Source organism: Pseudomonas sp. S5F11, assembly GCF_019641515.1.
In the GTDB taxonomy this organism is placed as follows: Bacteria; Pseudomonadota; Gammaproteobacteria; order Pseudomonadales; family Pseudomonadaceae; genus Aquipseudomonas; species Aquipseudomonas rhodesiae.
In genome coordinates, this window is record NZ_JAIFJZ010000001.1 from 3,153,451 (window position 1) to 3,166,409 (window position 12,959).

Annotated in this window: 12 protein-coding genes; 1 reads left to right on the plus strand and 11 read right to left on the minus strand. The window is 61.3% G+C overall.

What is annotated here, in order from left to right; all coding sequences use genetic code 11:
• Window positions 1-9 precede the first annotated feature (9 nt).
• The 8 genes from hutH to hutC form a co-directional block, all read right to left on the minus strand.
• Complete coding sequence (gene hutH / locus K1567_RS14265; protein ID WP_220698588.1) at window positions 10-1,533, minus strand: histidine ammonia-lyase; 1,524 nt, start codon at window positions 1,531-1,533, stop codon at window positions 10-12.
• Between the two features lie 142 nt (window positions 1,534-1,675).
• Window positions 1,676-2,500 (minus strand): glycine betaine/L-proline ABC transporter ATP-binding protein, encoded by an 825-nt coding sequence (locus K1567_RS14270; protein WP_052202157.1) that lies wholly within the window; start codon window positions 2,498-2,500, stop codon window positions 1,676-1,678.
• Window positions 2,497-3,348: a proline/glycine betaine ABC transporter permease gene (locus K1567_RS14275; protein ID WP_034095466.1), complete on the minus strand. Its 852-nt coding sequence runs from the start codon at window positions 3,346-3,348 to the stop codon at window positions 2,497-2,499. Before K1567_RS14275 ends, K1567_RS14270 begins: the two co-directional genes overlap by 4 nt.
• Before the next feature lie 71 nt (window positions 3,349-3,419).
• The gene (locus tag K1567_RS14280) at window positions 3,420-4,388 is read right to left on the minus strand and encodes an ABC transporter substrate-binding protein (protein WP_094065183.1); all 969 of its coding nucleotides are present in this window, start codon (window positions 4,386-4,388) and stop codon (window positions 3,420-3,422) included.
• A gap of 68 nt (window positions 4,389-4,456) precedes the next feature.
• Window positions 4,457-5,920, minus strand: a complete 1,464-nt coding sequence (locus tag K1567_RS14285) for a cytosine permease (RefSeq protein ID WP_034111393.1) — start codon at window positions 5,918-5,920, stop codon at window positions 4,457-4,459.
• An 80-nt stretch (window positions 5,921-6,000) separates the two neighbouring features.
• The gene (gene hutU / locus K1567_RS14290; protein WP_034111390.1) at window positions 6,001-7,671 is read right to left on the minus strand and encodes a urocanate hydratase; all 1,671 of its coding nucleotides are present in this window, start codon (window positions 7,669-7,671) and stop codon (window positions 6,001-6,003) included.
• A gap of 342 nt (window positions 7,672-8,013) precedes the next feature.
• Window positions 8,014-8,574, minus strand: a complete 561-nt coding sequence (locus K1567_RS14295; RefSeq protein ID WP_034095462.1) for a HutD family protein — start codon at window positions 8,572-8,574, stop codon at window positions 8,014-8,016.
• Window positions 8,571-9,281 (minus strand): histidine utilization repressor, encoded by a 711-nt coding sequence (gene hutC / locus K1567_RS14300; protein ID WP_371263978.1) that lies wholly within the window; start codon window positions 9,279-9,281, stop codon window positions 8,571-8,573. Before hutC ends, K1567_RS14295 begins: the two co-directional genes overlap by 4 nt.
• Before the next feature lie 147 nt (window positions 9,282-9,428).
• Here hutC and K1567_RS14305 point away from each other — a divergent pair, with 147 nt between their 5' ends.
• Window positions 9,429-10,793: a formimidoylglutamate deiminase gene (locus K1567_RS14305; protein ID WP_220698589.1), complete on the plus strand. Its 1,365-nt coding sequence runs from the start codon at window positions 9,429-9,431 to the stop codon at window positions 10,791-10,793.
• A 62-nt stretch (window positions 10,794-10,855) separates the two neighbouring features.
• Here the strand turns inward: K1567_RS14305 and K1567_RS14310 are convergent, their stop codons facing one another.
• The 3 genes from K1567_RS14310 to K1567_RS14320 form a co-directional block, all read right to left on the minus strand.
• Window positions 10,856-11,425 carry a lipocalin family protein gene (locus K1567_RS14310; RefSeq protein ID WP_034095459.1) on the minus strand — a complete coding sequence of 190 codons (570 nt, stop codon included), beginning with the start codon at window positions 11,423-11,425 and terminating at the stop codon, window positions 10,856-10,858.
• A gap of 30 nt (window positions 11,426-11,455) precedes the next feature.
• Window positions 11,456-11,710, minus strand: a complete 255-nt coding sequence (locus tag K1567_RS14315; protein ID WP_034095458.1) for a lipoprotein — start codon at window positions 11,708-11,710, stop codon at window positions 11,456-11,458.
• Between the two features lie 178 nt (window positions 11,711-11,888).
• Window positions 11,889-12,899 carry a class 1 fructose-bisphosphatase gene (locus K1567_RS14320; protein ID WP_034095457.1) on the minus strand — a complete coding sequence of 337 codons (1,011 nt, stop codon included), beginning with the start codon at window positions 12,897-12,899 and terminating at the stop codon, window positions 11,889-11,891.
• Window positions 12,900-12,959 lie beyond the last annotated feature (60 nt).

Genomic DNA, 12,959 nt, shown 5'->3' on the forward strand with positions numbered 1-12,959 from the left:
AATTATTGTTCAGTGCAAATGGGGAAATGCTTGATGCAGCAAAGCGCTGTCCTTGAGCAGTGCGGCGGCGGTCGCGATGTCCGGCGCCAGCCAGCGGTCCTGCTCATAGGGCGGGATCTGTTCGCGCAGCAAACGCCAGGCACGCTCGGTGCCGGTGCCGAAGCGCTGGGTTTTTAGAAATTCAAAAGCCTGGGCCGCCAGCAAGTACTCGATGGCGAGGATCTGGGTCACGTTGGCCAACATCTGGTGCAGCTTGAGTGCGGCATTGGTGCCCATGCTGAGGTGGTCTTCCTGCAGGCCCGAGGTGACGAAATTGTCGAGCACCGCCGGCTGCGCCAGTTGGCGATTCTGCCCACACAACGACGCGGCGACGTACTGCACGATCATCATGCCGGAGTTGACCCCGGGGTTGCTTACCAGAAACGCCGGCAGGCCACTGACATGGGGGTTGATCAAGCGATCCAGGCGGCGCTCGGCCACCGAGCCGATTTCGGCCATGGCGATGGCGAGCATATCCGCCGCCAGCGCGACCGACTGCCCGTGAGGGTTGGCCTGGGACACCACGCGGTAGTTGTCCGGTGTGCCGAGCACCAGTGGGTTATCGGTGACGCTGTTGAGTTCGGTCTCGATCTGCTGGGTGGCGTGCACCACCTGGTCACGCGTCGCGCCATGGATTTGCGGGATCGAGCGCAGGCTCAGGGCATCTTGGGTGCGTATGCCCTGGCTGGCGGCGATCACCTCGCTGCCGTCGAGCAACGCGCGCAGGTTGGCGCCCACCAACTGCATGCCTGGGTGGGGCTTGAGGGCGATAATGGTTGCGTCGAACGCATCGAGCTGACCGCGCTGGGCCTCGAAGCTCATGGCGCCGATCACGTCGGCCCACTGCAGCAGATGATGGGCATCGGCCAGGGCCAGGCAGCTCAGGCCGGTCATGCACGGCGTGCCGTTGACCAGGCACAGACCGTCCTTGGCGCCAAGCTCAACGGGCTGCAAACCTTCGGCCAGCAAGGCTTGCTGCGCCGAGACAATGCCGCCGCGATAGCTCACATTGCCGACACCCAGCAACGCCACGCCGACGTGGGCCATATGGGTCAGGTAACCCACCGAACCCTGGGACGGCACTTGCGGGGTGATGCCATGGTTGAGTAGCGCCAGCAGTGCCCGCACCACTTGAGGGTGCAGGCCGGAATGGCCGTGGCTGTAGTTGACGAGGGCCGCGCAGATGATCGCGCGGGTCTGTTCGTCGCTCAGCACCGGGCCGACGCCGCAGGCATGGCTAAGCAAGGTATTGCGCGACAATTGGCTGAGTTGCTCGCCTTGCAGCGACACATTGCACAGCGCCCCCAGCCCGGTGTTCACACCGTAGGCGCGCTCACCGCTGCTGACGATGCGCTGCACGATGGCCTGGGCGTTATCGATCCGCGCCCAGGCCTGGGTCGACAGTTCGAGCCGCGCGCCATGACGGGCCACGGCGACCACGTCCTGCCAGCGCAATGGCGTGTCGGCGATGGTGATTTTTGGTGCCTGGGACATTGATGACCTCTTCATATTCTCTACAGCTTTGCCGGCCTCATCGGGGGCAAGCCCCCTCCCACATTGGGGCAGTGTGAACCCGATCAAATGTGGGAGGGAGCTTGCTCCCGATAAGGCCAGCAGCCTCACCACAGGATCTGGGTCAGACTACCGCCGCCCGCCGCTGAACGAACCTATCTACATACTCATCCGCCGGCGAATGCAGGATCTCGCGGGGGGTGCCGACCTGGATCAGCTTGCCGTCCTTGAGAATCGCGATGCGGTTGCCGATGCGCACGGCTTCGTCGAGGTCGTGGGTGATAAACACGATGGTCTTGTGCAGGGTCTTCTGCAGCTCCAGCAACTGGTCCTGCATCTCGGCGCGGATCAGCGGGTCGAGGGCGCTGAAGGCTTCGTCCATCAGGATGATGTCGGTGTCGGCCGCCAGGGCACGGGCCAGGCCCACCCGTTGGCGCATGCCGCCGGAGAGCTGGTGCGGGTATTTGTTTTCGTAGCCCTTCAGGCCCACGGTGTCGATCCAGTGCAGCGCGCGCTCGGCGCACACCTGCTTGCTTTCACCGCGCACCTTGAGGCCGTAGGCGACGTTGTCGAGCACGTTTTTGTGAGGCAGCAGGCCGAAGCTCTGGAACACCATGCTGATCTTGTGGCGACGGAATTGGCGCAGGGCTTCCATGTCCAGTTGCAGGATGTCTTCGCCGTCCACCAGGATCGCGCCGCTGGTGGGGTCGATCAGGCGGTTGAAGTGGCGCACCAGGGTCGACTTGCCCGAACCGGACAGACCCATGATCACAAAAATTTCGCCGGTGCCGATGCTCAGGGACAGGTCGTTGACGCCGACCACGCAGCCGGTCTCGGCCAGCACCTGGTCCTTGGTCTTGCCCTGGCCGATCAGCGAGAGCGCGTCCTTGGCGCGATTGCCGAAAATCTTGAAGACGTTTTTTACTTCGATTTTGCTGACAGTAGTCATTTGCTCGCCTCATGCCGTGGACGACCGTAGGCCTGGGTGATGCGGTCGATGACCACCGCGAGAATCACGATTGCCAGCCCGGCTTCGAGGCCACGGCCGACGTTGAGGGTCTGGATGCCGACCAATACATCTTCACCCAGGCCACGGGCGCCGATCATCGAGGCGATCACCACCATCGACAACGCCATCATGGTGGTCTGGTTGATACCGGCCATGATGCTCGGCAGCGCCAGCGGCAGTTGCACACCGAACAGTTGCTGCCAGCGGTTGGCACCGAAGGCGTTGATGGCTTCCATGACTTCGCCGTCGACCTGGCGAATGCCCAGGTCCGTCAGGCGAATCAGCGGCGGCGCGGCGTAGATCACCGTGGCGAAAATCGCCGGCACTTTGCCCAGGCCGAACAGCATCAGCACCGGGATCAGGTACACGAAGCTGGGCATGGTTTGCATGATGTCCAGCAACGGCATCAGCACCGAACGCAGGCGATTGCTACGTGCCGACAAGATGCCCAGCGGGATGCCGATCAACACCGAGATCACCGTAGCGACCAGCATCAGCGCCAGGGTCTGCATCAGTTTGTCCCATAGGCCGACGGCGCCTACCAGGAACAACAACCCAACGATCACTGCCGTGGTCAGCACTTTACGGGTGGCGTGCCAGGCAACGGCGCCGACAATGGCCAGCATCAACCACCAGGGCGCGGCGCGTAGCAGGCCCTCCAGGTTGACGATGGCCCATAGCAGGGTGTCGGAGATGTGCCGGAACACATCGCCGTAGTTGGTGACCAGTGAATCCACCCAACCGTTGACCCAGTCGGCGATGGAAAAGGTAAAACTCTCAGGAAACATAGCGTGCTCTCGATCCAGTGGGGTGTGGCCAGGCGCCCGGCTGCCTCTCAGGGTAGCCGGGCACGCTCGACCTACAAGGCCGCGTCGATTTTCTTGGCAGCCTCGTCGCTCACCCAGGCGTGCCAGACTTCAGGGTGTTCCTTGAGGAAGATTTTCGCCAGTTTCGGCGACTCGATGCGCTCCTTGGCCATGCGGCCCAGGTTCTGGTTCAGCAGGTCGATCGGCAGGTTGACCTTTTCCAGCACGGCTACCAGTTCCGGCGCTTGCTCATGGAAGGTCTTGGACAGGCCCACCTTGATACTCACGCTCTTATCCACACCGGGTTTTTCTTCCAGTTTCACCAGGTCGACCTGGCCCATCAGCGGCGTCGGCGACCAGTAGTAGAACAGGATCGGCTCGCCGCGCTTGTAGCTCGACAGCACTGCCGCGTCCAACGCTGGGCCGGTGCCTGGACGGAAGTTGGTATAGGAACTTTCCAGGCCGTAGCTCTTGAGCATTTCGCTGTTGTCCAGCTCGCAGGTCCAACCGGCCGGGCAGTTGTAGAAACGGCCTTTGGACGGCTCTTCCGGGTCCTTGAACACGGCGGCGTACTGGCCCAGGTCAGCGATGTTTTTCAGGCCCGGCGCCTTGGCTTCCAGCTTGCGCTTGGCGTCGCCTTCGACCACATAGCGCGGCACGTACCAGCCTTCGATAGCCCCCACCACCGGAGCACCGACGCCAACCACTTTGCCGGCCTTCTCGGCCTTGTTCCACACTTCGCTGCGGCCGACCCACTCTTCGGCGAACACCTGGATATCGTTGCTGCTCAGGGCGTTTTCCATGGTGATGGAATTACCCGGCAGGCTATCGGTTTTGCAGTCGTAGCCTTTTTCCAGCACGGTTTGCAGGATATCGGTTAGCAGCATGCCGCTTTCCCAGTTCAGGCCAGCGAATTTCACCGGTTTGCCGGACTCGCACCAACCGGCCGCCTGGGTGGCGCCGGCGCTGGCCAGCAGGCCCAGGGAAATCACGGTGGTCAGCAGGGTCTTGTTCGATTTCATTGTGTGACGCTCCTAATCATGAATGGGCTTACGGCAGTCAAGAGGCATCCAGCCCTGTCCACGTCCAGTCAGGCCTGCGCCGCAGCGCGACCGGTCCCGCTTGTTTTAGGTTGTACAACGCTGCTCTGCTCAGGAGGCAGAATCAGGTGATCGGGCACGGCGGCGTGCCATTTTTTCGCGCACAGGTAGTACAGCGCGCCCGGCACGACCAGGCCGATGATCCAAGAAATATCCACGCCACCGAGCACATCCACCAGCGGGCCGGTGTAGAACTTGGTGGAGATAAACGGCAGTTGCACCAACACACCGAACACATAGACGCTGATCCCCAACAGGTTCCAGCGACCGTAACGGCCATTCGGGTCCGCCAAGGCCGGCACGTCATAGCGCTCACGGGTGATGCAGTAGTAGTCCACCAGATTCACTGCGCTCCAGGGCGTGAAGAACGCCAGCAGGAACAGGATGAATGACTTGAACGCCCCCAGGAACGAGTGCTGGCCGAGCAAAGCGATCAAGGTCGCCGCGCCGACAATCGCCAGCACAAAGGCCAGGCGCTGCCAGTGCGTAACCCGCAGGTGGCCGCGAAAGCCGCTGATGATGGTGGCGATGCACATAAAGCTGCCGTAGGAGTTCAAGGTGGAGATGGTCACCTTGCCGAACGCGATGCTGAAGTACAGCAGCGCCGCCGTGGCGCCGGTGCCGCTCAGGCCGACGATATAGGCCACTTCATGACCGGCGAACTGACCGTTGGCCGACGCAGCAGCGAACACGCCCAGAACCATTGCCACCTGGGCGCCGATCACCGAACCGGCACCGGCGGCAAAGAAGGTCTTCACCGACGACGTTCGGCTTGGCAAGTAGCGCGAATAGTCCGCCACGTACGGGCCGAACGCGATCTGCCAGGACGCGGCCAGGGACACCGCGAGCAAGAAGCTGCTCCAGCTGAAGTGGCGAATCTGCAGAAGCGCGCCCACGTCGGTCTGGCTCATCAAACGGCTGAACAGGTACACGAAGGCGATCACCCCCATGACACTGGCCACGCGCCCGATAAAGTGGATCACGCGGTAACCGAGCACCGTGACCAGCACAATGACGCTGGCGAAGATCAGAATGCCGACGCTGTCGCTGACCCCGAACAGCTGGCCCAGCGCCTGCCCGGACAGCACCGTGCCGGTGGCGGTGAAGCCCAGGTACATCAGGCACACCAGCACGATCGGAATGGCCGCGCCGTAGACACCGAACTGCACCCGGCTGGAGATCATCTGCGGCAGCCCCAGCTTAGGGCCTTGCGCCGCGTGCAATGCCATCACACCACCGCCCAGCAGTTGGCCGATCAACAGACCGATCAACGACCAGAACACATCACCGCCCAACACCACGGCCAGGGCCCCGGTGACGATGGCAGTGATCTGCAGATTGGCGCCCATCCACAAGGTGAACTGACTCAAGAGACGACCGTGTCTTTCCGCTTCCGGGATGTAATCGATCGAACGCTTTTCGATCAACGGGGTGGTTGCACGCGTGTCAGCCATTTACTTTCAACCTCTGATGGATTGTCTTGGGTTCGCTGCCGATCAACGGAGGGAGAGGACTCGGCCCCTCCCACATTGGGTTACTTGATCATCGGAAGATTGAGGCCCTGCTCTTTGGCGCAATCGATAGCAATCTGGTAACCGGCGTCCGCGTGGCGCATCACCCCGGTGGCCGGGTCGTTGTGTAGCACGCGGGCGATGCGCTCGGCCGCTTCGTCGGTGCCGTCGCAAACGATCACCATGCCCGAGTGCTGCGAGAAGCCCATGCCGACGCCGCCGCCGTGGTGCAGCGAAACCCAGGTGGCGCCGCTGGCGGTGTTGAGCAAGGCGTTAAGCAGCGGCCAGTCAGACACAGCGTCGGAGCCGTCCTGCATGGATTCGGTTTCACGGTTGGGGCTGGCCACCGAGCCGGAGTCCAGGTGGTCGCGACCGATTACCACCGGTGCCGACAGCTCACCGCTGCGCACCATTTCGTTGAACGCCAGGCCGAGCTTGGCGCGCTGGCCCAGGCCGACCCAGCAGATACGCGCCGGCAGGCCCTGGAAACTGATGCGCTCGCGGGCCATGTCCAGCCAGTTGTGCAGGTGCGCGTCGTCGGGGATCAGCTCTTTGACTTTGGCGTCGGTTTTGTAGATGTCCTGCGGGTCGCCCGACAGCGCCGCCCAGCGGAATGGGCCAATGCCACGGCAGAACAGCGGGCGGATGTAGGCCGGTACGAAACCTGGGAAGTCGAACGCGTTTTCGACGCCCTCTTCCTGGGCCATCTGACGGATGTTGTTGCCGTAGTCGAAGGTTGGGATGCCTTGCTTCTGGAATTCCAGCATGGCTTTGACGTGCACGGCCATCGACTGCTTGGCGGCTTTGATCACGGCGGCGGGTTCGGTCTTGGCGCGGGCGCGGTACTCGTCCCAGGTCCAGCCAGCAGGCAAGTAGCCATTGAGCGGGTCGTGGGCGCTGGTCTGGTCGGTGACCATGTCCGGACGCACGCCGCGCTTGACCAGTTCCGGCAGGATTTCCGCTGCGTTACCCAGCAGCGCGATGGAGATGGCCTTGCCTTCCTGGGTGTACTTGGCGATGCGGGCCAGCGCGTCGTCGAGGTCGGTGGCTTGCTCGTCGACGTAACGGCTGTTCAGGCGGAAATCGATGCTGACCTGCTGGCACTCGATGTTCAGCGAGCAAGCACCGGCCAGGGTCGCGGCCAGCGGCTGCGCGCCGCCCATGCCGCCGAGACCGGCAGTGAGCACCCAACGGCCTTTGAGATTGCTGTCGTAATGCTGGCGACCGGCCTCGACGAAGGTTTCGTACGTGCCCTGGACGATGCCCTGGCTGCCGATATAGATCCAGCTGCCGGCGGTCATCTGACCGTACATGGCCAGGCCCTTGGCATCCAACTCGTTGAAGTGTTCCCAACTGGCCCAGTGCGGCACCAGGTTGGAGTTGGCGATCAGCACGCGCGGGGCGTTGCTATGGGTCTTGAACACGCCGACCGGCTTGCCGGATTGCACCAGCAGGGTCTCGTCGTCGTTCAGGTGGGTAAGGCTCTCGACGATCTGGTCGTAGCACTCCCAGTTGCGCGCGGCACGGCCGATACCGCCGTACACCACCAGCTCTTTCGGGTTCTCGGCCACTTGCGGGTCGAGGTTGTTCATCAGCATGCGCAGCGGCGCTTCGGTCAGCCAGCTTTTGGCGGTGAGCTTGTTACCGCGGGCGGCGCGGATTTCAACGTCACGGTATTTTGTAGGCTTGGTCACAACTCAAACTCCTCGGCGATCGATGCGCGAACAGGGATGGTGCAAAGCAGGGTCTTACGCACACATCTTTACTTGTACATACAAGCATATGCAATCAAGCGGCCAACTTTCCGAGCGAGGTGTTTGGTTATTTTTTGAAAGCGCGTGAGAGCCTTGGAAATTAAGGCTTCAAGGGATGATGAAATTTCTTACGAAGACGTTTTATTACGCGGGAGGTGAGGCACGACAGCGGGGTTTTGCGCCACGCTGGGGCGTTCGGTAACAAATTGGTGCGAGGCCTGGAAACAGATCGCAAGAACAGTGAGAAACAAATATGGGAGGGGCTTGCCCCCTCCCACATGTTTAACCGCGCGGGGTCAGTTCGATGATGCAGCAGCGACCCGTGACGGAAATATCCAGCAGGCCGCTGTTACCGTCCACTTGCAGGCAGTCGTGATGGCCCAACACCTGGTCCAGCACCTTCACTTCATCCGCAACACTGAACACCAGCACGGTTTGCGCAGTACTGAAGAAGTGCTGCACACCATCCACCCACTGCAACCGTGCATGGTAACGCTGGGGCGAGTAGATCAGGTTGAAGTCGCGGATCGGCCCGGTAATCAAGCGGCATGAAACCTGGCTGTCGCCCTTGAAGGCGAACGGTTGCAACGGTAACAACCCGCGCTGCTCCTCACCATCCACTGTCAGCACCATGCCTGCGCCTTTGATCACGGTGATCACACGCTGGTAACCGGCAAAGGTGGAAAACCCGCCCGACTCGCCGATATCGGCAATCGACAGGCGCCAGCCGAAGCCTTCCAGGCCCTCGCCAGCATCGCGGGCGATTTCTTCGGTGCTGCCGCCGCCGTTCTTCCACGGCATGCGCACGTATTCGGTGGCGCGCCAGACTTTTACTGCACTCATTTGCTGAAACGTCCTTCCAGGCTGTGACGGGAACCGGGGTGGATTAAGCGTGCGGCGGTCACCGGTTGGCGGCCTGACCAAGTGCGACGACGAATCAACAGGCACGGCTCGCTGGGTTCAATCTGCAGCAGCTGGCATTCAGAAGCGTCGGCAAGAATGGCTTCCACCACATGCTCGCCTTCGGTCAGCGGCGCTACCTGGTTGAGGTACGCGTAGGGGGTTTGCAGGGTGAAATCCTGTTGCAGGTATTGCGGTGCGACCAGGGCGTTGACGAAACGGTCTTCGATTTGCACGGGAATGTCGTTTTCGTAATGCACGATCAACGAATGAAAGACCCGCCCGCCTTCGCGCATTTCCAGGGCGACGGCGCGCTCGGAACCGGCGGCCTCCTCGCCTAGGGTGATGACCTGACAGGTATGCCGGTGACCACGGGAGGCGATTTCATCGGCGATGTTGTGCACTTCAAACAGCGCCGACTGGCTTTTCGGCTCAGCGACGAAGGTGCCGACGCCCTGCATGCGCACCAACAGACCTTCGGCGGTCAGCTCGCGCAGGGCGCGGTTGATGGTCATGCGGCTGAAGCCCAATTGGCTGACCAGCTCGCTCTCCGATGGCACGCGATAGTGAGGCGGCCAGTTACCGTTGAGGATTTGCTGGCTGATCATGTGTTTGACGCGGGCATACAAGGGCGCCGGACTTTCGTCCATGTGGGCAGCCAGCGAAGAGTTGGCGGGCGGAGTCGGCACGGGGGATCCTTGCAGTAGGAAAAGATGCATAGATTGCCGGAGTTTACCGAGCAGGCAAACGTCTGTATATGTATATACAAATAAACACACGACCGGAGTGCTCTAATCATGTCCGCTTTCTTCGCCGAACGCGCGCTGCTGCCTAGTGGATGGGCCAACAATGTACGTCTTGAGGTCAGCGCCGACGGCATGCTGACCCATGTTGAGTCCAATGCCAGTGCAGACCATGCCGAACGGCTAAGAGGCCCGGTGTTGGCGGGTATGCCCAACCTGCATTCCCACGCGTTCCAACGCGCCATGGCGGGCCTGGCGGAAGTGGCCGGCAACCCGAACGACAGTTTCTGGACCTGGCGCGACCTGATGTACCGCATGGTCGGCAGGATCAACCCGGAGCAACTCCAGGTGATCGCACGTCAGCTGTATATCGAAATGCTCAAAGCGGGTTACACCTCAGTCGCCGAATTTCACTACGTGCATCACGACACCCAGGGCCAGCCCTATGCCGACCCCACGGAACTGTCGCGACAAATCAGCCAGGCGGCCGCCGCCAGCGGCATCGGCTTGACCTTGCTACCGGTGCTCTACAGCCATTCCGGGTTTGGCGGCCAGGCGCCGAATGACGGGCAGCGGCGCTTTATCAACAGCACGGAAAACTACCTGGATCTGCAAGCGCTACTGCAACCGATCCTGACGGCACAACCGGCGCAGCATTTGGGCTTGTGCTTGCACTCCTTGCGCGCCGTCACGCCACAACAGATCAATGAAGTTCTGGCCGCCAGCGACAAGGCATGCCCGGTGCATATCCACATCGCCGAGCAACAGAAGGAAGTCGACGACTGCCTGGCCTGGAGCGGCAAGCGCCCGCTGCAATGGCTGTATGACCATGTTGAAGTCGATGAGCGCTGGTGCCTGGTGCACGCCACTCACGCCAACGCGGATGAAGTTAAACGCATGGCCAAGAGCCGCGCGATTGCCGGCCTGTGCCTGACCACCGAAGCGAACCTGGGCGATGGGATTTTCCCGGCGGTGGATTTTCTTGCACAGGGTGGGCGCCTGGGGATTGGCTCCGACAGCCATGTGTCGTTGAGTGTGGTCGAAGAGCTGCGTTGGCTGGAATACGGCCAGCGTCTACGAGATCAGCGACGCAACCGCTTGTATCGCAGCGATCAGCCGATGGTTGGGCGCACTTTATTCGATGCGGCACTGGACGGTGGCGCCCAGGCGCTGGGACAGCCGATAGGCCGGTTGGAAGTGGGTAAACGCGCGGACTGGATCGTGCTGGACGGCAATGATCCGTACCTGGCAACCGCCACAGAGGATGGCATTCTCAATCGCTGGTTATTTGCCGGCGGTGATCGCCAGGTGCGCGATGTGCTGGTCAACGGCCAGTGGGTGGTGCGCGATGGGCGGCATGCCGGGGAGGAAGATAGCCGCCGTGCATTCACGCAAGTCCTGAAGGATTTGTTGGGCTAACCGGTAGCCCATAACCAACGTGGGAGAGGGCTTACCCTCCCACATTTTGTAGCGATCCAGGGTTACTGCGAACTCTTGGCCATCTGCTTGTCCGGCGTACGCCAGATCAATCGGGTGGTGTCGTACCCTTGCTGACGCGCCCTGCTCAGCAGGTCTTCGCGAGTGTCGGCATTCACCGTCGGCGTGCGCGAGAGAATCCACATATAGCGACGGCTTGGGCTGCCGACGATGGCGGTCTTGTAGTCATCGCTGACGTACAACACCCAGTAATCGCCCTTGGCGACGCCCGGTAACAGCGCGGTGAACCAGTTATTGAATTCGACCCAAAGCTTATCGGTCTTGCCCGGCACTTGCGGCGTGGCCGTGCCTCGGGCTTCTTCCCACTTCCACTCGTTGGTCAGGCAACGGTTGAACACCGACATGTCGCCATCAGGCAGCAAGGTGTAGCGGGCTTCGGATTGTGCGCAGTTGCGCTGGAAGTACATCGGCAAGCGAGCCAGCTCATACCAGGTGCCCTGGTAGCGATGCAGGTTGACGTTGCTCGCGGTCTTGGGTTGCAGATCATCGCCAGAATGACTGGCGCAGCCCGCCAAAAACAGGCTGGCACAAAGAAACAAAACAAAACGCATCATTCTTCTTCTCCCGTAGGCTCTCGCCCCGGTTTACTTCAGGCCTTGCCCGGAAAACATCAGAACCTTGTCACCGGCATATTGAACGCTGATAAAGCTGTTTTTATCGCCCCAGGTGCAGCTGGACATGCCCAGTGCGCCGGAACAATCCGTTGGCTTACCCAATAGCGACTCCACCTCGGCCTTTGGCATCCCGGCCGACAGCTTTGCGTAGTTCTCTTGGTTGACCTTGCTGCAAGCGGCCAACACAACACAAAAAGTCAGCAGGGCGAGACGGCGTAACGACATGGGGAAACTCCTGGAGGGGCGAAGCGGCTTGGGTATCTGCCAGAAGCTTAGAAGGGAAAAGAGGTGTCTGGTTCCCGACGGACGAAAACAAAAAAAAGCCCCGAAAACGCTGAAACGTTTCGGGGCTTCTTTAAGGGTGAACCGGCTCACAACCACACCGGTTACCGGTCGCAGCAGGTCACTGCTTGTGGTAGGCCGTTACGCGCTCAACCTCTTCCTTCGAACCCAGGAACACCGCCACACGCTGGTGCAGGCCCTCGGGTTGGATGTCGAGAATGCGCTGGTGGCCGTCGGTAGACGCACCGCCCGCCTGCTCGACCAGGAACGACATCGGGTTGGCTTCGTACATCAGGCGCAGTTTGCCCGGCTTGGACGGCTCGCGGCTGTCGCGTGGGTACATGAACAGACCGCCACGGGTGAGGATACGGTGCACGTCGGCCACCATCGCCGCGACCCAGCGCATGTTGAAGTTCTTCTTCAACGGGCCTTCTTCGCCTTCCATCAACTCGCTGACGTAGCGCTGTACCGGGGCTTCCCAGTGGCGCTGGTTGGACATGTTGATCGCAAATTCCTGGGTGGACGCAGGGATCGAGATGTCCTCGTGGGTCAACACGAAGCTGCCCATTTCGCGGTCCAGGGTGAAGCCTTTGACGCCATCGCCCAGGGTCAGTACCAGCATGGTCTGTGGGCCGTAGATCGCGTAACCGGCGGCGACCTGCTCGGTGCCTGGCTGCAGGAAGGCCTTTTCGTTCAGCGCTTCGTTCTGGCTCAGGTATTCGTTCGGGCAACGCAGCACCGAGAAGATGGTGCCAACCGGCGCGTTGATGTCGATGTTGGACGAGCCGTCCAGTGGGTCGAACACCAGCAGGTAGGCGCCTTTCGGGTATTTGCCGGGAATCTGGTAGGCATTGTCCATTTCTTCGGACGCCATGCCGGCCAGGTGACCGCCCCATTCGTTGGCTTCGAGCAGAATCTCGTTGGACAGCACGTCGAGTTTCTTCTGCACCTCGCCCTGCACGTTTTCAGTGCCCATGCTGCCCAGGACACCGCCCAGAGCGCCTTTGGACACGGCGTGGCTGATTTCCTTGCAAGCACGCGCCACCACTTCGATAAGGAAGCGCAGATCGGCAGGCGTGTTGTTGCTGCGGGTCTGCTCGATCAAATAGCGACTCAAGGTAACGCGGGACATGGAAGGCTCCGATGGATGGGGGGGCTTAAAAACCCGCGCAGTTTAGCGCGAGTCGGGGCT

Bases quoted from the DNA above. Each gene is read 5' to 3' on its own strand.
- hutH (WP_220698588.1), bottom strand. From the start codon at position 1,533: ATGTCCCAGGCACCAAAAATCACCATCGCCGACACGCCATTGCGCTGG.
- K1567_RS14270 (WP_052202157.1), bottom strand. From the start codon at position 2,500: ATGACTACTGTCAGCAAAATCGAAGTAAAAAACGTCTTCAAGATTTTC.
- K1567_RS14275 (WP_034095466.1), bottom strand. From the start codon at position 3,348: ATGTTTCCTGAGAGTTTTACCTTTTCCATCGCCGACTGGGTCAACGGT.
- K1567_RS14280 (WP_094065183.1), bottom strand. From the start codon at position 4,388: ATGAAATCGAACAAGACCCTGCTGACCACCGTGATTTCCCTGGGCCTG.
- K1567_RS14285 (WP_034111393.1), bottom strand. From the start codon at position 5,920: ATGGCTGACACGCGTGCAACCACCCCGTTGATCGAAAAGCGTTCGATC.
- K1567_RS14295 (WP_034095462.1), bottom strand. From the start codon at position 8,574: ATGAGTGCAGTAAAAGTCTGGCGCGCCACCGAATACGTGCGCATGCCG.
- hutC (WP_371263978.1), bottom strand. From the start codon at position 9,281: ATGGACGAAAGTCCGGCGCCCTTGTATGCCCGCGTCAAACACATGATC.
- K1567_RS14305 (WP_220698589.1), top strand. From the start codon at position 9,429: ATGTCCGCTTTCTTCGCCGAACGCGCGCTGCTGCCTAGTGGATGGGCC.
- K1567_RS14310 (WP_034095459.1), bottom strand. From the start codon at position 11,425: ATGATGCGTTTTGTTTTGTTTCTTTGTGCCAGCCTGTTTTTGGCGGGC.
- K1567_RS14315 (WP_034095458.1), bottom strand. From the start codon at position 11,710: ATGTCGTTACGCCGTCTCGCCCTGCTGACTTTTTGTGTTGTGTTGGCC.
- K1567_RS14320 (WP_034095457.1), bottom strand. From the start codon at position 12,899: ATGTCCCGCGTTACCTTGAGTCGCTATTTGATCGAGCAGACCCGCAGC.